We start from the raw sequence: 21847 nt of genomic DNA, 5'->3' as shown, positions 1-21847 counted from the left end.
CCGAGGCCGTACGGGTACTTTTCGTTGAGACCAAATTTGCTTCATTGCCAACCAAACAACACGGGTAGACGTACCACCATCCGGCCATAGCTGGTCCGTCCGGCGGATTGATTTCAGGCAGTTGAGAGTGAGGCTCTCGTCAATTTACAAACCTCGGCGAGTAGGTATAAGGCGGTCGGCAAAGACTGGGTGGACCACCCCAGAACGGCCACCAAACCAGCCCGCAATCGCGCCAAGGACAAGGGAAACGAATGCCAGAAGCGCGCCGGTCGATACGACCGAAGCAGCGGCATCTGCAGCTTCCGCCGCTTGTTGCTGCGCCTGCTCGACGGCTTGGCGATATTGCTGTTCCATCTGCGTTACCTGTTGCGTGGCTTGTTCGAGCGGAATGCCGCGCGCCGTCGCCAGTGCTTGTGCCGCGTTTTGACGCGCCTCGGCCGCATCCGCCTCGCTGCCCAGGACGAGCGCACGCATTCCGTTAATGGCCGCATTGTTTAGCGCTTCCGGATTTGTTCCGGTCGCGCGCACCTGGGCTTCAATCGCTTGGAGAGGATTGGCCTCGGCGACAATCGGTGCCGCGGTCTGCGCTACAGACTCACCCAAGCCGCCAACGGCACTTGCGATGCCACTGAAAGCGCCTCCAACAATCATGCCGACGGTGCTGGTGAGAAAGTATAAGACCAGCAAGGTTGTGAGTGCCCATGTTGTCAGGCCATGAAACGCGCCCGTGGTCGGGAGTGTCTTGCCCGACATCCGAGCAGCGATGTAGCCGCCGACGAACGCAGCAACAATGCCGGACAGGACGTACCAGATTCCGGCTACAATCGAAAAGGTCGATGCCTCCGGATTGTCCCCGGTCCCGGGATCGAGTGTGGCGATGCCGATACCCGCACCCAGCATGGTCAGCAGGACTTGCGTTACGAGCGCGACGACCACTCCCGCGAAAATGGCGCCCCAACTGACTTTGTTCAGCAAGATCGTGTGAGCGTCGTCACTGGCGGTCGAGTAAGCCAAATTTTCTTCCTGGCCGGAGTTGGAAATTGCGTCGCTCATCATTCTCATCCCTGAATTCGCAGCGAGTTCCTAAAGAACGAGCGCTGCAGTGTTGCCTACACCGTTCCGGGCCCAGTACAGTCGGTCCTCGCTCTTAACGGCAGCGAATAGGCAATGTTCCTTACGGATTGCAATTAAGGTCGGAGGCAGCCGGAACGCAGCGAATGGGCGGTGGTAACGGCGGGTGGGGCTTTAGCTGGGAGCCACTCGCCAAAACCCTGAAGTTGCGGACTTTTCCCAGCCGCTTTTAATCGCCCAAAGCTTCCGCCCCTTGAGCTGGGGCGCATCGCGTGCGCCGCGTAGCCGATGAATGAGCGTTTCGGCTGGCCGCTGTCTACCCCAGCGGAGAAGAGCCCCGCGCGTCCTGGCGAGCGCTTGTGCAAGCGCTGCGAGGTGCTTTGCTCCGCGACCCTAATTCGAACGCTCGACCGCAAATGTTGGCGCGTCATCTCCCTTGCCTGCCTGGAGAAATTCAACGATGGCAAACAGAAGTTGCTCGGCCAGGATCCTATTCATGGCCAGCTCGATCGTGCCGGTGTCGGTCTCCAGTTCGAGCAATCCGATCAGCGGTTCGGCCGACAGCAGTGTCGTGTCGGCCGCGAGCAGTTTGTTGAACCCGGATTTGCTGGGCTTGCGTTTCATGGTGGTCAATCCTCTTCCCGGAAGTCCTGCAGCGAGGCATGCCGCAGGTCTTCCTCGCCGCGCAGGTGCTTGACGCGGCCTATCAGCCCCGGCTTGACCCATTGCGTCGCCGGCCGCTTCATCCCCTTCGGCGCCGGCCCGGCGTGCTCCTGGACCCGCTTCCATAGGCGCTCGCGGATCGCCCGGCTCGAATTGATGAAGGCCGACCCAACATATTTGCGCGTGCCGATCTCGCCCATAAGGGCGAATGCCGGCTTGCCGGCCTCGCGCTCGACGCCCAGCAGTTCGAACTCGCCAACCGCGAAGCATTTCGCCTTCAGCCAATTGGTCGACGGGCCGCTGCGATATTTGCTGTCCCGACGTTTCGACACCATGCCCTCAAGTCCGGCCTGGTCGACCAGGTGAAAGATCGCCTTGGCGTCGCCAGGTAGAGCCTGGCTGAACTGGATATAGAGGGCATGCTGCCGACTGGTGATGGCCTTGCGCAGCGCCTTGAAGTCGGACAACCCAGCCTCGTTGGTGACGATCACCTCGCCGTCGATGATGGCGCTCTCGACCTCAAGCTCGGCTGCTGCTTTAGCGAGTCGCGATACTTCGATGTCCAGTCGAGACCGCGCAGGGTGAAGATGCGCACGCCCTCGGCATCCCTGACGATCTGAGAGCGGTAGCCGTCGAACTTCACCTCGTGAATCCAGCCGTCCCCCTCGGGCGGCTTCTCGACCAGGGTCGGCACGAACGGCTCGATAAACTCCACCGGTCCCCGCGGCGCGCTTACTCATCGGAACGCCCCACGCAAAACTCGAATTTGATTCAATAGCGGAGAGCCGTTTCCGTTCCGTTTAGCTCTTGCTTAAAGGGCCGACCGGAACATTCGCTCGCGCCCGCTGTTCTGTTTCGGCAGGAGGAACGAACTCTGGCAGCCAAGCCCCGTCCGCGGTAGCATGGGACAGAGGGACATTCTCCAACCCCAGCAAGGGAGGTCCGCCATGAAAGTCAAAGACGCAATGCATAAGGGTGTCGACTGGGTCAGCCCCGAAATCGCTGTAACCGAACTGGCGAAAATGATGCGAGCCCAAGATATCGGGTCGATTCCCATCGGAGAGAACGACCGACTGATCGGAATGGTGACCGACCGCGATATTGTCTGCAAAGGACTGGCGGAGGATGGTTTCGACAGCCGCACCGCAACGGCGCGCGATGTCATGACGGCCGGCATTCACTGCTGCCGCGAAGACGACGATCTGGCCAAGGCCGTACGGCACATGGAAGAACTGAAAATCCGCAGGTTGCCGGTGATCAACAAGAATATGCGGATGGTCGGCATCCTTAGCGTCGGCGACGTCAGTCAGTCGGCACCGACGGAACTGGTGTCCGAATACGTCAAGAAGGTTTCCGCCCATCACCACTGAAGGGCGGCTCGCCCGTGCTCTTTTCGAAGACCTTCACTCTGCCGCCGCGCTGGCCACAGCGCGGCGGCAGAAATGTCCCTCATCGAGGAGCCGAGGCGGAACAAAAAGCCCGCCGGCCGAAGCCAGCGGGAGGGTCTACTGGAGTCGCCAGAGTGTGGGACGTCAGATTGCACACGGCCCGATCCGGCTTTTGTTTCAGTGAACATAACGGGATTCTGCTAGTGCTCTGTCCCCGCGCTAATTGTTTCTGGCATGACGCAGCCCCATGTCGCGGACCCTGATTGTCGTTGGTCTCATCATAGTTGCGGTGGGCCTATTGTGGCCGTGGTTGTCACGGATCGGCCTTGGCCGACTGCCTGGTGACATCGTGATCGAGCGTGAGAACTTCACGTTCTATGTTCCGATCGCCACCGGGATCCTGATCAGCATCGTGCTCTCGATTATTCTGTGGCTGGTCAACCGGTAGCGGGAGAACTCGGGGAAGACAGCCGCCCCCGCTCGGGGTCTTTCTCAGGATCGATGTGCAGGATTATCTTGGCGGCCTCTCGTCACTCCGGATCGGCTGTCGAGCCGCCTTAGAGGCTGATGGCTGAATGAAAAACCTCGCCGCTCCATTCGCGAAGCGGCGAGGCCCCCATCGCCCCAATGCCGGTCCCAACACCCGGCGTAGCTGACCATGCAATCGCGGTGCCAAGGCGTATTGACCCATTACAGGACGCCTACGTGCCCCGGCTTAGGCGACATCGGCAAAGATCAGTCCGGCGGGAAATCGTGCGCCGGGGCAAGCGTGGCACGGTTCTTGCTTCCATAGCGTCAGGCATGCCGGGCGCAAAGACCTGTTCCACATCAACACCGGCGTGTGAGGTTGGGACAATGATGTCGCGCAAGCTTCTGTTCGGCCTTCCCGCAGTGTTCTTGGCCGCGGCCCTAGGGCTGGCCCTCTTGTCGTCCGAGACCTCATGGGGATCTCTGGCTGCTACCCAATCCGACTCGGTCTTTTGTTCAAGCGGTCCATCACCCGAGACCGTATCGGCGTCGGCGTCGCGGACTTTGCCATCATGTCGGCCGGCCGGCACAAGGTCATAGGGAGCGCCTCGATGGACGCGAGACTCTGGATGTGGTCGCGCATAGCATTCCTGAAAGGGAAAGATTGGGTCATGGAACATTGGGCTTTGATCACGCGGTTGGCATCAGCCTTTCGCGAATTCGTTGCACCGCGTTACCGGCCAGAGCTCTACTATATGCGCGGCCCGGGGCCGGCCTCCGCGCGGCGCGTGAGCGCGCGCTGAGCGTGTGTTTCGGCTGGCAGATTTCTCCCTACACCGGCGAAGCGCTTGGCGCGTCCTGGCGACCGCGGCGCGTTTGCCGGTCCCGCCGGCTGATCGAAGCGCGCGAAGTTGCCGGGGCTCGAAGAGTGGCGATAGAGTCAGCGAGCGTCGCGCGTTCCGAGCCTAGGCCATTCCCTCAGTCTCGCTCTCCTCATCAAAGGTATCGGCACCCAGCCGGCCGGCAATGACCAACCAATCTCGCACGATCGTTTGCAACACTTCAGGCCGCGACATGACGCCATCCTTCCAAGGCGTCCAGCCGCGGCCGGGGCGCTCGGTGAGTTCGCTGTCTCGCAAGCTGAACTCTCGCGTCCGCAGTTCGGTTAATCGTCCCCAAGATATTCCATCACGGCGCCGAAATCCGGCTTGCCGTCGGCCTCATGCCATAGGATCCGCCAGAGGCCAGTATCCTCCATCGTTTCGAGCGCATCGATCAGGCTGTCGCCGGTGCCGAATTTCGCTGTCACCAGGTCGTTCACGGCTCCGATTCCGCCGGAGCGATAAGCCTGTACAAAATCGTCGTCTGCCATTGGCCATGCCTCCCATTCGAAATAGACGCTATCCTACTCGTCACCGGCCCCGCAATCGGCCGCGGCCCTGGGTGTTCGCCTACCCCGTTTGAACGAGTAGCCGAAAGCGCCTATGCTTGGACGGAAAGCTTAGGAGGGGTGATGGCAAAGCTGACAAGCGCCGCCGACATGGCTCGAGCCGTCGGCGTTGATCCGAAAGCGTTTCGACAGGCGCTGCGAAACGCGAATTTCCCTTGGCATAAGCATAACGATGATTGGATTGTTGAGCTTGATAGCGCAGAGCACTCGTCAATGCGGACCGTGCTGGTAACGCTCCTGAAGCGGAAGACTGCAAAAAGGCAACCGGAGGCCGACCCTTCCTAATGAAACGATATTGCCGCTACGACTTCGAAGCCTGCCGTTGAGGTTGCTTGCACGTTGTAGGTGCTTGTGGGTCCGACGCCTGATATCTTGCCGCAACCATTGCGCATGTTGGCCAAAGTGCCGCTTGACTGGCCTTCAGCGTCCAACGTCACACCAGTGAAAGACATCGCGCCCGTAGAAGGCTCGAATCCGCTTGCCGCCGCGATGACGCAGCCTGCAGATGCTACCGTCAAAAGTGCTGATCGTCGGATTGTTACCGGTCGCAGTCTTGATGTCGTCATGGGTGTTCGATGTATAGCCGGTGATCGTATAAACATCGATGACAGAGCGGGAATGCGCAGCGGACCAATCGGCGATGATGGTGATACTGCCACCCGTGGAAATCTTAGATTGCCGCTGGGTGGCAACGGCCAGCGGCAGACGATCCGACATTTACCGCCCCTATTGCGGCCGATGGTCGCGGCGGACGCCTCTTCGATCAGACGCCGGATTTCGCGATACGCTCGCACCCGCCAAGGCTCTAGTTGTTCGTAGGCATAGCGCTTGATAGCGGCGATGACCTCGTCTTCAGTCTTCCCTTCGGCCGCGAGTTCACTTGCATCTCGACACGCCTCACGGCCGGCGGCGATGAGGCGCCCGTTGGCTTCAGCCAAGAGCCATATTTTCTCTACTGGCGTCATTTGGCGAGCCCGCTACGCTGCATCGCTGCTCGCATCGGGCGCAGGTAGTTTTTAAGCAGCGGGCATGCCGTGAAGATCTCCGGGGTCTTCAGATGGCCCCCTCGATGATAAGAATCGCCAACGCTCGTTCCGAGCGCCAACAGCGCGTCGAGTTCAGCAACCTTGCGCTTGATCGTCTCGGCGAACTCGCCAACGACGTCGGCCATCTCGATTTGCACCGCCTTTCTGCGGTGTTCGAGGATGCGGCCCAAAGACTCCTGCGCTTCGGCTTCAGTTTTGGAACAGCGCTCCATGTCGGCGATGACCTCCGACATTTCTTTCGCCGAGACCTCGCTTGGTCGACCGAGATTCTTCGCATCCGCGTCTTTCTTTTCAGCCGCCCTCATCCGGACAGAAGCGCTTGCCATCTCGGCCGCTGCCTCCTGATGCCGTGCCTCGGCTGCACGCAATTCCGCGCTGGGCTCGGGCACCTGCAAGGTTTGCCGAAAATGCGACGTCAGGGAACTCTGTTTTTGTCAGCATCGTCCTGAGGCCTTTCGACGTTTTTGAGATCATCCGAGGTCGCCCTTCTTGACGCAAAGTTGCCAATGGTCCGGGGTTGATCCGTCTGGAACGATGCCCTCTTCAACGCTTCGGAGAGCACACCAAAGCGAGCCGCCGCAGACGACCAGGCTGCCCTTTCTGTAGGGCAAGCTCCTTTGGAAGACGCCGCGGAAGACCGTCGCATCAGCCTCGATCGCGGCAACACGCGACTCGAGCTCGCGCATGCGAAGGCCGCTCCATTCCGTCGTGGCCAGCACCTCCCCATGCAACGACATCAGATCGAGCAGGGCGACGTTTTGCATTGGGCCGTCTCCGCTTTCGCCGGCGGCCTTGTACGCAACGTCTATGAAATAATCGATCAGCGCCGCTCGCGCCTCATGCAGGCGATCGTCATTAGGGTTGGCGACGCGGATGCCGGCAGGATATTCTGGCCGTGGCAAATTCCGCACCGGCCAGGTTGCCACCGAATGCTGCGGCTTGGCTATCGCCGCGTTGACTTCCTGAAGCAAGTCGACGTGCTCTTTACGCCTACTTCTCGCTCGACGAGCTGCCGGCGCTCTACGGCGAATTTGCTTTTGGCGTCGTTCGCCGCGTTGACGAAATCGAGATCCCGGAATCGGTAATATTCGTCGGCTTTGATTCGCTTCGGCGCCTTGTCAATCTCGCGCACGCGGTAGCGGATGCGCTGGACTTCGATATCCGTCGAGACGACGGTCGGTGAAAACATCGCCGGGCGCTCATCCGGCACGCCTTTGATGCTCTCGATCAGCGCCTGTGGGTTGGATGGAATCGAGACCATCGAAAGCTCTAGCCAAGACCATGTCTTGAACCTAATTCCTCCGCCGGGAAGCTGTTCGGCTTCTATGCCGCGAAAGCCGATAGAGACAGTCTTTCGCAGGCCGCTTTTGATCAAATCCCAGGCATAATTCACCAAATCCTGCGCCGCGCCTGGCTGCTCGATCTTGATGATCTGAGCTTTGAAGCGAATTCCCTTCGCCGTTGCGTGGGCCTCGAAAACCTCTCCGACGGCCTGATCGGTCCGATGGTCTAGCAGCAGAGGTATCGGCAGATGCCACGTTGCACCCAGGGGCTCTATGATATCGCCCTGCCAATCGGTTACCGGGGTGCTTGCCGTGCCCTCAATGATGCGCTGTTCTGTGTCGAGGAACTTGACGCGAACGTACTTCACCGTCGCCGCTGTGGTCCAAGTCAAACCCGGTTCGTCTTCAGTCGTCATGCTTCCTTGGTAGCACCGAGCAGGACGTCGCGACGTAACGCGTTACCTGCAGGATCAGGCACCGCGAGCCTGTCGAGCAGCTTTCCCGTCGCCTCGTCGATAGCCGCAGAAAATTCTGACGGGCGGCTCGTTCGCAAGGCTGCCCCGGGGTCGCTTGCAATCAACGGTAGCGGCCACCTGAACGAGTAAGTAGCGCCATAACCACCCATCGCGACCCTATCATTGAACAACCGAAATTGGGCCGGACTGGCAGCTTTGATGCTTGGATCGTCAGAAGCGGACCGGCGAGGGCATCGACGTGATTTGACCCAAAGGCGCCCTACTTCAAAATGGACGACTGCTTTTGCAACGCATCTGCACCGATCACGGAAAGCGGCCCACGCAACGATAGGACTGACGCCCGCGCCGTTCACGATATTGACGAGGCGCCGGACATTCGGCGCGAGAACCTGGAGGTGATATGCCTCGCTGGATAACGAATCGATTCGCTATGGATGGGCCCGTGACGACGCGGCGAACCCGAACCGGGTCGTCCTTCGCCACCTCGACGTCGGCGATCTGCGCTATGTGGAGTTGCAAACGCGTTCTGTAGTGAATCCGCGCATGCAAGGTCCACATGCCTGTCCGGCGGGGTCGCGAACTATACCCTGGGGATAGGGTAACCTCTGCTTGATACTCATAGACCGAGATCGACGGGCTGACGTATCGTGCGAAAATGTCTGGGTATTCGCATCGATGCCGAGCGCCGCAAAAAGATCTTGATGGCATCGGTGGGGACGCTGGGTTGGACAAGAGCGTGGAATGCCTCGTTGGCCAAGAATTGACTGCGGGCCTTCCTGCAGTCCCTAGTGAAGTACCAGGCCAGCGGGAAATCCTTCATGCAGATTTGCGCGTACCGGACCGAACGATCTTACAAGCGCAGCTTCGGGCTGCGCATGCTGGGACTCGCTCTCGGTTTGCTGGTCTGGATTGCGCCGGTCAACGCGCAAGAGGTGTTGCGCATACCTTACGTGGCCGATATCGGCACCTTCGATCCGGACAACGGGTTCGAGACCGGCGCGATAAGCGCAATCAACAACGTCTACGAGGGTCTCGTCGAATACGAGCCGGGTTCGACCAGGATCGTTGGTCGGCTTGCCAGGAGTTGGGAGATCTCGGACGACGGGCTGACTTACACCTTCCACCTGGTCGACGGTGTCAAGTTCCATGATGGCACGCCATTCAATGCGGCGGCGGTCATGAGTTCGTTCGAACGCCGCCGCGATCGTGGACTGAACCAGAGCTACACGCTGGCCAACGTGAGGGATATGAGGGCGCCCGACGATTCAACGGTCGTGCTCACGCTGGGCCATCCTCAGCCTTCGCTGCTCCATGCCCTTTCCAGTCCATGGGGGCCCAAGATCATCAGTCCGGCAGCGCTCGCCGAGCATGACAACGGGGACTTCGCAACGACCTGGCTCAACGAGCATGCGGTCGGCACGGGTCCATTCAAACTGGCTGAATTCAAACGCGGTCAGCGCTATGTGCTCGAACGCAACGACGACTATTGGGGCGACAGACCGTTCTTCCGGCAGATCCTAATTTCGGTCGTGCCCGACATCAGCCAGCAGATACTTCAATTGCAAGCGGGTGTGATCGATGCCGTGCCGCTCAACTATCCATTCTCGCAACTCACCAGCCTGCCGGGTGGTCTCGAGATCACCACCGCCCCGAGCATGATACCATACGATCTCTTCGTTAAGCCGAACTCGCCACTCGACGACGCGGAGGTCCGCAAGGCCGTTTTGACGGCGATCAACCCGGCGCTGTGGGTCAAGGACGCCTTTGGAGAGTTCGCAAGCCTGTCGAAGTCGGTTTATCCGAACGTGATGCTCGATCCGGTCAATCCGATCCGGTTCCCGACCGACTTCGAGGCAGCGAAAGCCGCGATCGCCAGACATGGCCCGGTCAATCTGGTGATTGGCCTGCATAGCGCGGCCCCGAGCTACGCCCGTATCGCCGACCTGATGATCGCGCAACTGGCGTCGATCGGCGTAAAGGCGACGGCTTACGTGCTGCCCTCCGGCGCTGCCTACACGTTGAAGGATGACCCGAACCCTCCCGACTTGCTACTCACGATCGCGGGCCCGGACGCCGCTCACCCGGATAGCCAGGCCAAGGCGTTCTTCACAAAAGACGCTCCCCTCAATTTTTTTGGGCGGGCGCTGCCGGAGGCCGACGCCATCGTGGACCAGGCCGGGCAGTTGACCGACGTCAAAGAACGCGACGCTCTCTACGAGAGAGCGGGACAGATGTATTTCGATGCCGGCATCATCATCCCGCTTGTCGACGTCAACGATGTGGTCGTCCACGCCAAGGGTCTGACGGACCTCGGACTCCGTCCCGTGAACCCGCCCGGCAACATCGACTTCGCCACCGTTCGCCGGGGACCCTGAACTCCGGCCATCCGGTTCCATCGCTGGAAGCAGGTCAGGTTCGTATCGCAGATGATCAAGCTTTCGCACCGAATGTCCGAGCCCGTCCTCGCCGTCAAAGACCTCTCGGTTGTTCTCAGTCGCGAAGGCCGTCCTTCCCGCGTCCTCGATGGCATCAGTTTCGACATGTTTCGGGGCGAGATCATCGCACTGGTCGGGGAAAGCGGTTCCGGCAAGACGAGCATCGGGCTGACGCTCCAGGGGCTCCTGCCGCGCGAACACCTGCCGCAGATTGCAGGCTCGATACGGCTGGCGGGGATCGAGCTCGTCGGCGCGCGAAGGCGCACCTTGCAGTCGGCCCGCCGCGACCTCGTCCGCGCCATCCCGCAAGATCCGATGGGCGCGCTCAACCCCACGATGACAATCCGCCGCCAGATGCGGGAATCCAATGGGGGATCGATCGAAGAATGGCTCAGCCGAACCGGCCTGCCCGACCCGGACCGCATCGCCGATGCGCTTCCCCATCGCCTGTCGGGAGGGCAGCGTCAGCGAGTGCTGATCGCCATGGCGATGATGGCAAGACCGAAGCTGCTCATCGCCGATGAACCGACCACCGCGCTCGACGTCACCATGCAGGCGCAGATCCTCGACCTGTTGCGCGATCTCGCCCGCGATCAGCAGACGGCAATCCTGTTCGTCACGCACGATCTGAGTGTGGCGGCCTCGCTGGCCGAGCGCGTCCTGGTCCTCTACGCCGGACGCATCGTTGAAATGGGCAGCATGCAGGATGTGGCCCGCAATGCCGCGCACCCCTATTCCGCCGGCCTGCTCGCCGCTCGATTCGATTTGGACTCTGATCGACGGCGCCCGCTTCCCACTCTCCCGTCCGAACACACGCCCTCCATAAAGGTTGAGAACGCCTGCGCCTATGCGACGCGTTGCCCGATCGCCCAGCCGGATTGCATGGCGATCCGCCCACCGCTGGCGCCTGCCTCCGTCCATGATGGCGCAGTCGCCTGCTTTCACCACGAACAGACCCCGTCTCTCTCGGCGCAGCGCGCCGATGCGAAGCCATGGCCGGCCCAGGCGATTCAGGAGACCGCCGCCTTGAGGCTCTCCAACATCGGAAAAACATATCCGACAGGCACCCGATCGTTTTGGGGACGGCGTCAACCGCAGGCCGTTCTCAGGTCGGTGAACCTCTCGATCAAGCTTGGCGAGTGCGTAGCCCTGGTGGGCGAGAGTGGCGCCGGCAAGTCTACCCTTCTGAGGATTGCTGCCGGGCTCGTGGTGCCCGAGAGCGGCACTGTCACCCGGTTCGACAGGCTTCCTCCGCAAGTCGTGTTTCAAGACCCCGTGGCGGCGCTGACGCCGTGGCTCACGATCGGCGAGCAGATCGGCGAGCGCCTGCGGGCCGTTTCGCCGGACAGTGACTACGGCCGCCGTCGCGTCGGAGAGGCAATGAAATTGGTCGGCCTCGATCCGGTCCTGATGGACGCGCTGCCGGCCGAGATGTCGGTCGGGCAGTGCCAGCGCGCCGTTTTGGCACGCGCGGTAATCGTCCCCCCAGGGCTGCTGCTCTGCGATGAGCCGATCAGCGCCATGGACGTGTCGTTGGCGGCCACCACCTTGAACCTTCTTAGCGACCTTCGGCGGCGGCTCGACATGGCGATGCTGTTCGTCACGCACGACCTGGCGGCCGCCAGGATCATCGCCGACCGTGTCGCGGTGCTGAAGGACGGCGAGCTGGTCGAGATTGCCGATCCAGATGCCATCATTGCCGCGCCACAATCCGCCTACACGCGGTCTCTCATCGCGGCGATGCCGAGCCTGCAGGCGGGAGGCGGACCATGACAGGCAGGCCGAACACTGTGCCTGCGCGACCCCGGTTCAACTGGCGCGATTTCTTCCGGCGTGCCGGCTGGCTTGGTAGCGCCGGCATTGTCGGCGTGCTTGTTGTCACCGTCGTGGCGGTGCTGGCGCCCTGGGTCACGCCGTTCGACCCACAACTGCGCGTCGGCAGGGCCTACCTGCCGCCTTCGGCCGGACATTGGTTCGGCACCGACGAGATCGGCCGCGACCTGTTCTCGCGCGTCATCCTCGGCGTTCAATATACGTGGCTGCCGGGGCTTGCCGTTATCGGTTTCAGTCTCATTGTGGGCTCTCTGGTAGGACTGGTTTCTGGCCTCGCGGGCGGCAAGGTCGACTTGGTCATTGAGCGGATCGTCGACTTGTTCCTGGTCCTTCCAGGAACGCTTATCGCGCTCGCTGTCGTGGCTTCGCTTGGCCCGGGGCTCGTCAACACGATGATCGCGCTCGCCGTTGTCTGGTGGATGTGGTACGCGCGTATATCCCGTGATGAAATTCGCCGGCTCAAGGCTCGTCCTCATGTCGAGGCGGCGCGTATCGCCGGCATCCGCGGTCCGCGCCTGCTGCTGCGCTATCTGTTGCCGGGTGTGGTCCCGGCCCTGCTCATCGGGGCGTCGCTGGATGTTGCCAACGTCATCATGACGATGTCGCTGATGTCGTTCCTTGGCCTTGGACTGCCTGCGCCGGCGCCTGAACTCGGAGCGATGACGGCGCGTACCCTCGACAGTCTCACCGTCCACTGGTGGCTGCCGATCCTGCCGGCCGCGATCATCTTTCTCCTCTGCCTCCTCGCCAACCTTGCGGGTGACGGCATTCGTGCCGCGCTGAGGGGAGCGTAGATGCTGGCATATCTCGCCAAAAGCATCGTCGGCGCCGTCGTCGTTCTTCTCATGATGAGCTTCATCGTTTTCGGTCTCCAAAGCATTATCCCCGCCGATCCAGCCCGGGCCATTGCCGGGCCGAACGCTCCACTGGACACGGTCGAAGCGATGCGCGAGCAGCTCGGATTGGAGGATCCGGCTGTCGTTCAGTATGGGCGCTTTTTATTGCGCCTCGCGCATGCGGATCTAGGGACGTCGGTAAGGACCCGGCAGCCGGTGTCCGACGACATCCGGCAGTACCTTCCCGCTACGCTTGAGCTCGGATTGGCGGCGATCGCTTTGGGGGTGGCGCTCGCCGGCGTCATGGCGGCGCTTCAGTTCCTGATTCCAGGATCGGGCGGCATAAGGCTCGCAATAGTGGGAGTGGGCTCCACGCCGATCTTTCTCTCGGCCTTGCTTCTCGCCTACTTTTTCTGGTTCCGGCTCGATTGGCTTCCCGGAGCGGGTCGACTTGCCTACCGCGACTTCGCGGGCCCTACGGGACTCAACGTCATCGACGGAATGCTGGTCGGCCGGCCCGAAGTCAGCGTCGACGCCCTGCTGCACATGATCTTGCCGGCGCTTGCGCTGGCGTTGCCAATCGGCATCGCTGTCGGGCGAAGCCTGAACGGTGCGCTTCACGAGGTGATGAGGCAGACATACATCCGGACCGCTCGTGGCAAAGGTCTCAGCGAGACCAAGGTGCTATTGCGCCACGGTTTGCGCAACGCGGCCACGGCCCCACTGTCGATGCTTAGCCTGCAGGTGCGCCTTCTCTTCGGCAATTTGCTTGTTGTCGAGCGCGTTTTCGGGTGGCCTGGTCTGGGTCTTTATACGGTCCAGGCCTTTGCCAGCGCCGATCTACCGGCAGTGCTAGGCGTCGCCATCGTTTTCGGAACCCTGTACATCCTGGTCAACACACTCATCGAGATCGCGCAGTCGATGGCCGATTCCCGGATCAAACTCTGAAAGCGCTCATTCAGGCGCTTATTGTCGCGCCGGTGGATGTCTTGGTCGAATCGGCAGCGCGGATGGGCAGCCTGAAGGTTATGGATGCCCCCCCTGTCCCGACATTTTCCGCCCAAAGCCGTCCGCGGTGTGCCTCGATAATCGAGTGGCAGATTGCCAGACCCATTCCCATTCCATCCGGCTTGGTTGTGTAGAACGCCTCGAAAATCCGTTCCGGATCGCTGAACCCACGGCCGCTGTCTCGCACTTCGACCTCGACTGTACCGTCATTTTGACGCGACACGATCCGCAGGCTTCGCGCATCGATGCTGACGTCCTGCATCGCTTCGATGCCGTTGCGGACGAGGTTGAGGACGACCTGCTCCATCTGAACGTGATCGGCAGCCGTGGCAGGAAGGCCGGGATCGAGTTGAAGGTTAAGCTTGACGCTGCTCGATGCGAGCCTGTCGGCCAGGAGATCACACACGTCGTGGATCACCGCGTTCAAATCGATCGCGTGCGGTTGGCCTTCGGTCTTGCTGAACAGCGCACGGATGCGGGTTATCACCTGTGCCGCCGCGTCGGCGTTTCTGATGATTTTCTGGGCGACACGGTTGGCGTGATTGAAGTTTGGCGGATCGGCGTTCAGCCATCTCTGGAAGGCGCCGGCGTTGGCCACCACCGCCTGAAGCGGCTGGTTGAGCTCATGCGCAATGGACACCGACAATTCGGAGAGGCTGGCGGCGCGCAAGGCGCGCGCGAGCCGTTCGTCCGCGAGGCGCAGGGATTCTTGGGCGCGGACCTCGTCGTCGATGTCGAAGTTGACGACGTACCAGCGAAGGATGGTACCGTCTTCGTCGCGTAGCGGTTCGAAGCGCGAATCAATCCACCGATATTCGCCATCCTTCCGGCACAGTCGACCCTTGTGCTGGAGTGGCTCTCCACGGGCAAAGGACTTCTCGAACACAGCCTTGACGGCTGCCCGGTCATCGGGATGGAACAATTCCACATGCGAGGCAAATTGCCGCGTGCCTCGCGGTTGTTCCTTAGCCGAGTCGATGCCCGCCCAGTCGACAAACCGTTTGTTGAAATAGTACGGCAGTCCCGCCGGCGTCATCAGCCAGATCATGGTGGGAACTGTATCGACCAGCAAACGCAGCTCGCGCTCACGCTCACGCAACGCAGCTTCGGCCTTCTTCTGATCGTCGATATCCGCCGTATGTCCATACCAACCGGTTATCCTTCCGTGCTCATCGCGCGAGGCAATCCCGGTGTCGCGACACCATCGATACGTTCCGTCGAATCTTCGCACACGATGCTCGTCGATTACAGGCTCGCCCGTCTGCAGGCTGTGACGCCATCGCGCCATGCTCGCCTCGACATCGTCAGGATGGATAAACTGCGTCCAATGATAATCACCGCCATCCATGATCCGGCGCATCTCGTCGGCCGTGACACCTACATATTCGAGCGCCGCGGGATTGAGTGCGCGAAGGCGGCCATCCGGTAAGGCCGACCATCCGAGGCCTGGAATATCGGCAATACTGGGTCCGGCATCACGGTAGACCCGGCTATAGAAGCTCATGGTCCTGAAAATCTTTATCACGAACCACAGGGCCAATGCCGCGACGACAAATACGGCCAACCGGACCGCCCCGCTCGTCGCCCCTGACTCCTGCGGAAGCAGGATCACTGATGAAAGCAGACCGGCCGCGGCAACGGCCACCAAGCCGGCCTCCCAGCCGATGCAGATACATATGACCGCCACCGCGACCAGTAGACCGGACGGCTCATTGACGAATAGTGCCAGCAAGACGCTCGAAGCGCCGACCGCCAATGCCACGGCGCGGCGTTGTTTCGTCGACACCAGATTCATTTCAGACCTCTCGAGACGGCCTCTACGCCCCACTCCCTGTCGCGGCCGTTACCCACGTCAGCTACGAAGCCCTGCGTCTGATTGTCCACCTGTCCTCTCCCGCAACCGAACGCGCTCAGCGGCTCTCGACTGGAAGCGACTGCCACACGTTGAAGAGATGGGTGATGGACCTTGCGTTCATCTTCTTCATCATGTTGCTCCGATGGAGCTTTACGGTGATCTCACTGATGCCGAGATCCAATGCAATCTGCTTGTTCATCGCACCGGAGACGACAAGCCTCAGCACTTCCCGCTCGCGGGGTGTAAGGGTCTCATAAAGGGCCAGGTTCTTGCGCGATACGGTTGATGCCGCTCTTCGCGCGACGTCGTTGGCGATAGCGGTTGACACCGCATCAAGGAACGTCTGGTCGCGCACCGGCTTGGTCAGGAAATCCACTGCCCCCGCCTTCATCGCCTGGACGCTCATGGCGATGTCGCCATGACCCGTCAAGAATACGATCGGCGTCAGTATGCCTTTGGTTGCAAGGAGATTCTGAAGATCGAGGCCGCTCAAACCCGGCATTCGCACATCGAGAACGAGGCAGCCTGGGCGGTCCGGCAGTTTGGCGTCCAATAGTTCCTGGCCCGAAGAAAACGACATCGTCTCAATGCCGACCGAATTCAGCAACTCCTCCAGAGCGTCACGGACCGTTGCATCATCGTCGACCAAAATTGTTATGGGACTGTCTGCCATTCCTGAAGTTGCCACGCCCATGACTCTCGCCTCGGGGAGATAAGCTGACACGAACTGGCCGCGCTCACGCAGTCAGTATCAGCCGCGCTTCTGTCACACGTCAACCAGGCCCGCGCCTCACGCGAGGTTGCCGGAACTTGTCGATGGCCGGTTATGCCCGTCACTTCGTAGTCTGTACGTCCGGTCTTGCGTACCTGTATGGCTGCTGGCAACGCAACACTACAAAGGGTGATCGGACCTAGCGATTTGAATGGCTGACCTGGACCTCGGTATAGGTGTGCGGACCGCGGGTTCCAATCTCCCCGGACTCCGCCGCTTTCAAAGTGGCGCACCGCCATCACAGCAATCGGCTACTGCGCCGGAAGCCGCTGTACAGTGCCTATCCTGACTGGTTTCACAAGCGCCAAGCGCAAGTGTCCTGTACTTATGCAGAGCAACATAAAGACCCCTGTAGAATAGGTTGGCGCCGCGGCCTGGCGCATTCTCCTCTGTACTGGCTAAAGGCCTCCATGGAGGAAACAATGCGCAATTCGACCGGAATGCCGTTCCACCGCGCTTCCCTTGCCGGCATGTCCTTCGCGCTGATTCTGCTCTCGCGCCCCGTCAGTGCACATGAGGCGCTGCCCACAACCGCCAAGCCGCTGGGCTGGAGCTACCCGCACTCGTGCTGCTCCGGCATCGACTGCCGCCAGGTCAGCGACAAGGCCATCAGCGAGCGACCGGAAGGCTACGTCATCAACGGGACCGGCGAGGTCGTCGCCTATAGAGACGGCCGGGTGAAGAATTCCCCAGACGGTGTCTATCACTGGTGCTCGGTGGCCGGGGCCGACGACAGCAGGACCATCTGCCTCTTCGTTCCCCCGAAGGGCTACTAGGCTGCGGGCCTTCGCGATTGAACTAGCCATGAAAGCGGCGTTGGCACTCCATCTCCTCGCGCTCGGCGCCTGCTTCGTGGTGCAGTCTGGCGGGTTGGAATTGTCGGGGGTCAGGCGTGCCCTTCAGACGATGGAAACGCGCACGGAGCCATCATTACAGCGGATAGAACCGCGGTCTCACGACTCACTGCAGCAGACTACCTATACCGCGGTATGACACGCCATCATCCTTGAATTGATCGACTACAACCGCGCTTTCCAGATAGCCTGCTCCATGCGGCTGATCACCGAGCGATGAGCACGCCATACGCGTGATACGTTGGGCGTGTCGTGCTGCCGGCGTCATGGCTTGCCTGATGAAGATCGAGTCTCATCACGGGAAGCCAGGCGTTCGACCGAGTTGTCGGAGATCCGCGGCCATCAGGCAGAGCGAACTTGCTCCGGCGTTCACGAAGCCAAGCACGTTGGAGATTCAGTTTGCGTCCGTTGAAAGTATTGGTGCTCGTTGGGCTGGCGGCACTGGTTGCGATATTCGTTTGGTTCCGGGGTTGCGACGGTCGGATCGCCGCCACGGACATACCGCTTGACGCTGCAGAAGCAGAGAAGGCTTCTATCCCCGGCTATGGCGAGATCCGGATATATCGCGACGCTCGGATCGCAGCGGGAGACGTTCGCGACTGGACGCCGGCAACCGAGCCGGATGGCCTCAATGTCCTCATGATCTCCGGCGGTGGTGCGGGAGGCGCCTTCGGCGTCGGCGTGCTTTCGGCGTGGAGCGCTGCCGGAACCCGCCCGCAATTCGATGTGGTCACCGGCGTAAGCACTGGCGCCCTGATCGCGCCGTTCGCGTTCCTCGGATCGGCTCATGACGATACGCTGGTCCATCTCTTTACGAGCGGCGTCGCCGACGACCTTGTCGCAACCAAATTTCCCGTCGGGTTGCTTGGATCGAGCTTGCTGAGATCAACGCCAATGAGGCGGATGGTCGAGGACCTCATCACACAAGCGGTCCTGCAGCAGGTTGCCGCCCTACATCGGAAGGGGCGTCGCCTCCTGGTCCTCACGACCAACCTCGACACCCAACGTGCCGTCGTGTGGAACATGGGCGCCATCGCCAATAGCGGCCAACCAGACGCCCTGAAGTTGTTCCAGGACGTTATGGTCGCGTCGGCGAGCATTCCGGGCGTTTATCCGGCGGTCATGATCGAGGCCGAGTCAGGAGGACGTCGCTTCCAGGAAATGCATTCCGATGGAGGGTCGACGTCGCAAGTCTTGATTCTTCCACAGGCAATTCTGGCAAGCACGAATCCTCTCGTGCCGAGCGACCGCCAGAGTGTCGATTTTCATGTGATCGTAAACAACGCACTCATACCGGAGTTCGCCACCACGCGGAACAGAACGTTGTCTGTTATCGCAAGGGCGTACTTCGTCCTCCTCAAGTCCCAGACACAGAGCGAACTGGCTATCCTCTACAATTACGCCAAGCTGACCGGGGCACGGTTCCACCTGGCGACCATTGACGCTCAGGTACCCTATTCGATGCTCGATCCTTTCAACGCCAACTATATGCAAGCTGTCTATGACCTCGGCTACGCCGGTTTCATGGCTGGAAACCTGTGGAAAGACCGACCTGTATTCGCCGACAGACGGCTGTGATCGGCATCCTGAACATCAGGCGCTGCTCAGCAGGAGCGTGTTCGACAGTAAGAATGACGGCATCCCTACGCCAAAGAACATTGTGACCCCAAGCGCTTCGATAATCCAGGCCAACACCGCGGTCGGCCGCACTACACCTTAGCATCGCCCGACAGATGCCTGCGTAGAATAGGCTGTTGCGCGGGATCTTCTCATTCTCCTCGTACCCGGCCGCCCCGACATCGATGGCGTGGGCACGAAGCCGGACTGGAGAAGGAGATGAAGATGACAAGTGAAGTACCGAGCAAGGGGCTGGAATGGACGAACCTCGTTCTGGGCGCATGTCTGGCCTGCGCTGCCTTCGCATTCGCCGAGCTGCCCGCCGCCTGGAATGCGGGGATCGTCGGCGTACTGATTGCCTGCTGCTCTGCAGTGGCGCTCTACCGTTATGGAGCCTGGGCCGAGTGGACCAATCTCACCTTGGGGTGCTGGGCAGTATTCGCCCCGTTCCTGCTCGGCTTCGGATCGGCGCAGGCGGCGATGTGGACGCACGTCCTGGTTGGGCTTTGCGTCGCGACGATCGCCATCATCCAGCTTTCGAGCGGCAGCAAGGCGCAGATGGCTTCGAGCACCAAGTCCGGCGGAAGGTAATGTCATCAGGGCCGGCACCAGAGGACGCGCGTGGTTTCTGCCAGCGTCCCCTGGATGCTCCGGGTGGTCGCGAAGTGAAACCCACACCGCAAGCCGGCAAGGGGACAGATCATGGACCTCGTGAATTCCGAACCAACACTCGAAGAAATGCCGGACGATCCCGTCGTCCAACCGCGGATGCGGCGCGACAACGTTTGCGCCGACGATGTGAGGCGGATCGTTCACGAGCGCCGCGTGGCATGCCGACATCGAGGCTTGTTGGTCGAACGCGGCACACCGCCCGATCTCCCGGCAAACAGCTGGGTGCTGACGACGACGATTGCCCTTCTACTTCGGGCCGCGTCGAACGCCGTTCAAAAAGATTTCCACGGCGGAAGCGACCGCCTCCTGCGCTTCTTTTTCCGACAGCGGTGGCCGGAGGCCGAGAACGACCTGCAGATGAAGGTTGTCGCGGATCATGCCTACAAAGTGCCCGGCCAGGCGCAAGCAATCATCCGCCTGGATTTCCCCTCGTTCCCTGGCGGCTTCGAGGACTTCGGCAAGCCGGATCGTGGTCCGACCCGGCCCCTGTTCGTAGAACGACTTCACGAGATCGGGGAAGCGGTTGGCCTCGGTGACGGCAATTCGATAGATGCCGATCAAGGTGGGCGACATGTAGACGCCCATGGAATGCCGACCGAACGCCGTCAGCGTTGCCCGCAAATCGTGGCCTTCTATTTCCTCGATCAACAGGGGCGACAGCACCTTGTCTGCGCTTTCCTTGACGATGGCGGAGAACAGGCCCTCCTTGTTGCCGAACTCATTGTAGATGTTGCGTTTCGATCCGCCGGCACGTTCGATTATCGCGTCGATGCTTGTCGAAGCGTAGCCCTGTTCGAAAAAGACCTCGGCGGCCGCTTGAAGGAGGGCCTCTCGGCGGCCCTTGCGTCGCGTGGTCTTTGCAGCCGCAGCCATTCATCCACTCCAATGCATCTCTTGACTGGTAACAACCATTACCATAAACGTCAATGGTAACGCCAATTACCGGAGGCCGTCATGCCGCAACGTAGCAGGAAAAAGACGGTCGGCTTGCTGCTGTGCTTGTCAGCCGTGGTCGCCCTCGGTGCGGGATGGGCGTGGGCCAGTTCGGACGAGACGTCGACCGACAACGCGTACGTCCGCGGGGACGTGACTGGCCTCGCGCCGAAGATTGCGGGCTATGTCACTGCGGTTGAGGTTCAGGACAACCAAGCCGTTCAGGCCGGTGACGTCCTGTTCCGGATCGACGATCGAGACTATCGGGCACGGCTCGCGCAAGCCGTAGCCAATGTCGAAGCCGCCCAGGCGCGCCTCGGCAATGTCGATGCCGAAGTCCAGCTTCAATATGCCCTCATCAGGCAGGCCGAAGCCCAGAGACGTTCGGCCGAGGCCGAGCTGAACTTCGCGATAAAGGCGTCCGACCGCCGCCGCGAACTCATTCGCACCAGCGCGGTAAGCCAAGCCCAGGTCGATGAAAGCGACGCCGTGCGGTCGAGAGCCGAAGCAGCTGTGGCAGCGGCATCGGCAGCGCTGGAGGCACAGCGACAGCGCATCGCCGTTCTCGACGCCCAGCGCGAAGCCGCCGTAGCCGCGGTAGCGCAAGCCCGGGCGGCAGAGGAGCTCGCTCAAATCGACCTCGACAATACCGTGGTACGTGCACCAATCGGTGGCGTCGTCGGCAACCGCCAGGTCCGCATCGGCCGACTTGTGGCGCCGGGCGCCTCCTTGCTCGATATCGTTCCGGTCAACGACCTGTGGGTCGTGGCGAACTTCAAGGAAACCCAGATCGAACATATCCGGGCCGGTCAGCGTGCGCGTGTTACCATCGACGGCTTCCCGGAAGAGACCGTGGAGGGCGTTGTGGACAGCTTTTCGCCAGGCAGCGGGTCCGCCTTCAGTCTGCTTCCCGCGGACAATGCGACAGGGAACTTCGTTCGCGTCGTCCAGCGCGTTCCGGTGAAGATCCGGCTTGTCGGCAATCCACTATACGGCCTCGTCCCAGGCTTGTCCGCGCGCGTCGATATCGATGACGGGAGCGGCGGCTCAACGGAATTAGCTCGCTAGCATCACGGTCAGCGCCATGGATGTGCCGAGGCAAAGGGACGGAACATGATTGCAGGATCCGGCAAACCTGGAGCACGCGTTGCGACCGGAGACGGCCCCGGCCATTCGGCTGCCGCGGT

Annotated in this window: 21 protein-coding genes and 1 pseudogene; 11 read left to right on the top strand and 11 right to left on the bottom strand. The window is 61.1% G+C overall.

Annotation, left to right across the window (positions count from 1 at the left end; translation table 11 throughout):
* Positions 1-144: 144 nt before the first annotated feature.
* The 3 genes and pseudogenes from EN807_RS10550 to EN807_RS10540 all read right to left on the bottom strand — a co-directional run bounded on the left by EN807_RS10550 (position 145) and on the right by EN807_RS10540 (position 2428).
* Positions 145-1053: a PhnA-like protein gene (locus tag EN807_RS10550; protein ID WP_135934868.1), complete on the bottom strand. Its 909-nt coding sequence runs from the start codon at positions 1051-1053 to the stop codon at positions 145-147.
* 411 nt (positions 1054-1464) lie between these two features.
* The gene (locus EN807_RS10545; RefSeq protein WP_135934867.1) at positions 1465-1695 is read right to left on the bottom strand and encodes a hypothetical protein; all 231 of its coding nucleotides are present in this window, start codon (positions 1693-1695) and stop codon (positions 1465-1467) included.
* Positions 1696-1700: 5 nt separating this feature from the next.
* A pseudogene (locus tag EN807_RS10540) lies at positions 1701-2428 on the bottom strand (ATP-dependent DNA ligase).
* A gap of 253 nt (positions 2429-2681) precedes the next feature.
* Between EN807_RS10540 and EN807_RS10535 the strand changes: the two are divergent.
* A complete protein-coding gene (locus tag EN807_RS10535; RefSeq protein WP_135934866.1) occupies positions 2682-3104 on the top strand; it encodes a CBS domain-containing protein in 423 nt (140 codons plus the stop codon).
* 265 nt (positions 3105-3369) lie between these two features.
* A complete protein-coding gene (locus tag EN807_RS10530) occupies positions 3370-3570 on the top strand; it encodes a DUF2905 domain-containing protein (protein WP_135934865.1) in 201 nt (66 codons plus the stop codon).
* 1185 nt (positions 3571-4755) lie between these two features.
* Here the strand turns inward: EN807_RS10530 and EN807_RS10520 are convergent.
* Positions 4756-4962 (bottom strand): hypothetical protein, encoded by a 207-nt coding sequence (locus EN807_RS10520; protein WP_135934863.1) that lies wholly within the window; start codon positions 4960-4962, stop codon positions 4756-4758.
* Between the two features lie 141 nt (positions 4963-5103).
* Between EN807_RS10520 and EN807_RS10515 the strand changes: the two genes are divergently transcribed.
* Complete coding sequence (locus EN807_RS10515) at positions 5104-5325, top strand: hypothetical protein (RefSeq protein ID WP_135934862.1); 222 nt, start codon at positions 5104-5106, stop codon at positions 5323-5325.
* Between the two features lie 135 nt (positions 5326-5460).
* Here the strand turns inward: EN807_RS10515 and EN807_RS10510 are convergent, their stop codons facing one another.
* The 4 genes from EN807_RS10510 to EN807_RS10495 all read right to left on the bottom strand — a co-directional run bounded on the left by EN807_RS10510 (position 5461) and on the right by EN807_RS10495 (position 7785).
* Positions 5461-5757 (bottom strand): hypothetical protein, encoded by a 297-nt coding sequence (locus EN807_RS10510; RefSeq protein WP_135934861.1) that lies wholly within the window; start codon positions 5755-5757, stop codon positions 5461-5463.
* A 244-nt stretch (positions 5758-6001) separates the two neighbouring features.
* A complete protein-coding gene (locus EN807_RS10505; protein WP_135934860.1) occupies positions 6002-6412 on the bottom strand; it encodes a hypothetical protein in 411 nt (136 codons plus the stop codon).
* A gap of 144 nt (positions 6413-6556) precedes the next feature.
* Entirely contained in the window at positions 6557-7057 is a 501-nt protein-coding gene (locus EN807_RS10500; RefSeq protein WP_135934859.1) for a hypothetical protein, read from the bottom strand.
* Positions 7030-7785, bottom strand: coding sequence for a hypothetical protein (locus EN807_RS10495; protein ID WP_135934858.1), 756 nt, complete (start codon positions 7783-7785; stop codon positions 7030-7032). Before EN807_RS10495 ends, EN807_RS10500 begins: the two co-directional genes overlap by 28 nt.
* A gap of 878 nt (positions 7786-8663) precedes the next feature.
* Here EN807_RS10495 and EN807_RS10490 point away from each other — a divergent pair.
* The 4 genes from EN807_RS10490 to EN807_RS10475 all read left to right on the top strand — a co-directional run bounded on the left by EN807_RS10490 (position 8664) and on the right by EN807_RS10475 (position 13897).
* Positions 8664-10220, top strand: a complete 1557-nt coding sequence (locus tag EN807_RS10490; RefSeq protein ID WP_135934857.1) for an ABC transporter substrate-binding protein — start codon at positions 8664-8666, stop codon at positions 10218-10220.
* Positions 10221-10292: 72 nt separating this feature from the next.
* Complete coding sequence (locus tag EN807_RS10485) at positions 10293-12053, top strand: ABC transporter ATP-binding protein (protein ID WP_246684054.1); 1761 nt, start codon at positions 10293-10295, stop codon at positions 12051-12053.
* Positions 12050-12907, top strand: a complete 858-nt coding sequence (locus EN807_RS10480) for an ABC transporter permease (RefSeq protein WP_065010571.1) — start codon at positions 12050-12052, stop codon at positions 12905-12907. Before EN807_RS10485 ends, EN807_RS10480 begins: the two co-directional genes overlap by 4 nt.
* On the top strand, positions 12908-13897 hold the full coding sequence (locus tag EN807_RS10475; RefSeq protein WP_135934856.1) for an ABC transporter permease: 990 nt from the start codon (positions 12908-12910) through the stop codon (positions 13895-13897). It begins immediately after the preceding gene.
* A gap of 10 nt (positions 13898-13907) precedes the next feature.
* Here EN807_RS10475 and EN807_RS10470 read toward each other — a convergent pair whose 3' ends face one another.
* A complete protein-coding gene (locus EN807_RS10470) occupies positions 13908-15752 on the bottom strand; it encodes a PAS domain-containing sensor histidine kinase (protein ID WP_135934855.1) in 1845 nt (614 codons plus the stop codon).
* Positions 15753-15867: 115 nt separating this feature from the next.
* On the bottom strand, positions 15868-16506 hold the full coding sequence (locus tag EN807_RS10465; RefSeq protein ID WP_065010568.1) for a response regulator transcription factor: 639 nt from the start codon (positions 16504-16506) through the stop codon (positions 15868-15870).
* A 500-nt stretch (positions 16507-17006) separates the two neighbouring features.
* On the opposite strand from EN807_RS10465, the gene EN807_RS10460 reads away from it, so the two are divergent.
* The 3 genes from EN807_RS10460 (at position 17007) to EN807_RS10450 (ending at position 19646) form a co-directional block, all read left to right on the top strand.
* The gene (locus EN807_RS10460) at positions 17007-17360 is read left to right on the top strand and encodes a hypothetical protein (RefSeq protein WP_246684053.1); all 354 of its coding nucleotides are present in this window, start codon (positions 17007-17009) and stop codon (positions 17358-17360) included.
* Positions 17361-17888: 528 nt separating this feature from the next.
* On the top strand, positions 17889-19016 hold the full coding sequence (locus EN807_RS10455) for a patatin-like phospholipase family protein (RefSeq protein WP_065010585.1): 1128 nt from the start codon (positions 17889-17891) through the stop codon (positions 19014-19016).
* Between the two features lie 264 nt (positions 19017-19280).
* A complete protein-coding gene (locus EN807_RS10450; protein WP_135934853.1) occupies positions 19281-19646 on the top strand; it encodes an SPW repeat protein in 366 nt (121 codons plus the stop codon).
* Between the two features lie 327 nt (positions 19647-19973).
* Here the strand turns inward: EN807_RS10450 and EN807_RS10445 are convergent, their stop codons facing one another.
* A complete protein-coding gene (locus tag EN807_RS10445) occupies positions 19974-20600 on the bottom strand; it encodes a TetR/AcrR family transcriptional regulator (protein ID WP_065010566.1) in 627 nt (208 codons plus the stop codon).
* Between the two features lie 81 nt (positions 20601-20681).
* Here EN807_RS10445 and EN807_RS10440 point away from each other — a divergent pair, with 81 nt between their 5' ends.
* Positions 20682-21728, top strand: a complete 1047-nt coding sequence (locus tag EN807_RS10440) for an HlyD family secretion protein (protein WP_135934852.1) — start codon at positions 20682-20684, stop codon at positions 21726-21728.
* Positions 21729-21847 lie beyond the last annotated feature (119 nt).

The organism is Mesorhizobium sp. M5C.F.Ca.ET.164.01.1.1, from assembly GCF_004792125.1.
Taxonomy (GTDB): Bacteria; Pseudomonadota; Alphaproteobacteria; order Rhizobiales; family Rhizobiaceae; genus Mesorhizobium; species Mesorhizobium wenxiniae.
This window is presented reverse-complemented; position numbering and strand designations above follow the sequence as displayed.